Origin of the sequence: uncultured Granulicatella sp., assembly GCF_938030755.1 — a bacterium.
In the GTDB taxonomy this organism is placed as follows: domain Bacteria; phylum Bacillota; class Bacilli; order Lactobacillales; family Aerococcaceae; genus Granulicatella.
Genome location: NZ_CALHIF010000073.1, coordinates 1 through 1735 on the forward strand (window position 1 = coordinate 1; position 1735 = coordinate 1735).

Consider the following 1735-nt stretch of genomic DNA (forward strand, 5'->3'; position numbering starts at 1 on the left):
ATCCTAACCTAACCCTTGTGATTGTGACACATCATTTTTTTGAAGAACATCGTGATTTATTTGATGAAGTGATTTACTTAGGGAAGGAGAAATCATTATGAAGCAGAAGTTACTACAACATCCATCCAAAGTAATGATTCTTCTCGTATTAGTAATCATCAAGAGCCTTTTAACCGTGGCGAACATTGCGATTATTGCATTTGCCATTGACGGGTTAGTTGCCTTGAATGCTTGGCAATTTGTAGGTGCGTTGGCAATCCGGTTTGCAATGCAAGGAATATTCTCGTATTCAGATTTCTTATTTTCCGTTCAACAAGAAAAATTCATTCAATTAGTCAATACGGAATTAAGGAAAGAAATTGCAGAAAAACTTCGTAAGGCGAATTATATGGAAATCACCAAACGTGAATTTCCAGAGTATGTATCTTGGATGACAAACGATATGGAGAGAATCTCGTCATTGGGAATTCCGATGTTTTTCACGATAACAGAAAGTATACTAACGGTGCTGTTATCAATAGGAGTTATCCTTACTTATCACTGGTCTATCCTATTATTCCTTGTGGTATTAATTAGCGGACTTCTTTTGATTCCAAAATTATTCGAACCACATACGAAGAAAGTACTGGAAAGTTATTCTGCAACACAAGAAAAATTTTCTTCGAATGTACAAAATTTACTAGAGGGATATTCCGTATTCTATGCATTAAATAAAATGGATACTTTTAAAAATCGCGTCCAATTTGAATCGGGCGCTGTTAAAGATTCTGTGGTTCGTTTGATTCGCGCATTCATGCTCTCTGGAATTGCTTCAGGAGCTGTGAATAGTTTAGGGCAATCATTGAGTGCTATTTTAGTCGGATATCTTATAGTTAATGGAATTGTATCGATTGGGGTTATGGGAAGTATCGGTTCATTTACAGGAGTCCTTTTCGGAAAAGTCAGCCTAATCGCGCAAAATCTAGTACAGTATAAGTCTGTTCAAGTGTATTTTGATAAATACGAATCCATTTTCCCTGATGAAATGCTACAAGAAGAACTGGAACTGAAGGACTCTCTAGAATTGAGTTCTGTAGAAGTAGCGGTCAACGGAAATAAAATTGTGAAACCAATTTCCTTTACGATTGAGAAAGGAAAGAAATATGCTTTAGTCGGGGATAGTGGAAGCGGAAAATCCACATTATTACATTTCCTTGCAGGAGAAAACAATGAGTATTCTGGGGAAGTCTTCTTAGATGGAAAAGAACTAACGAAGGAACAAGTAGTTCAATTGCGTAGTGTTGTTCACTACAATCCGCAAAAGAATCATTTGTTTAACGCAACCGTTAGAGAGAACATTACATTGTGGGATAACACCAAAGAAATCTCACTCCCAGATGAGCTCGGCATTCAGCAATTTTGCCAATTAGATGATGGGGTTACCGAGCAGGGTAGTCAATTATCTGGCGGCCAAAGACAGAGAATTTCTATAGCGCGAGCATTAACGCAACCGCATAAAATCCTTCTGTTTGATGAAAGCACAGCGAGCTTAGATATGGAGAGCGCTGCTCGTATTGAGAAAATGATTTTGTCAAATCCAGAACTAACCGTTATAATGGTGACACATCATTTTATCGAAGAGAATAGAAATCTTTTTGATCATGTGATTCAATTGGAGAACTAACTGTAAAGGAGTATCTAAATGAAAACCATGAAAGAACGCATGCTCACAGGAGACTTATATATTCCGTCTCTC

Annotated in this window: 1 protein-coding gene; it reads left to right on the forward strand. The window is 37.3% G+C overall.

Annotation, left to right across the window (positions count from 1 at the left end; genetic code table 11):
- Window positions 1–97 precede the first annotated feature (97 nt).
- Window positions 98–1663, forward strand: a complete 1566-nt coding sequence (locus Q0594_RS07520) for an ABC transporter ATP-binding protein (protein WP_298730950.1) — start codon at window positions 98–100, stop codon at window positions 1661–1663.
- The last annotated feature ends 72 nt before the right edge of the window (window positions 1664–1735 follow it).

Coding starts and splice junctions, on each gene's coding strand:
- Q0594_RS07520 (WP_298730950.1), top strand. CDS start 98: ATGAAGCAGAAGTTACTACAACATCCATCCAAAGTAATGATTCTTCTC.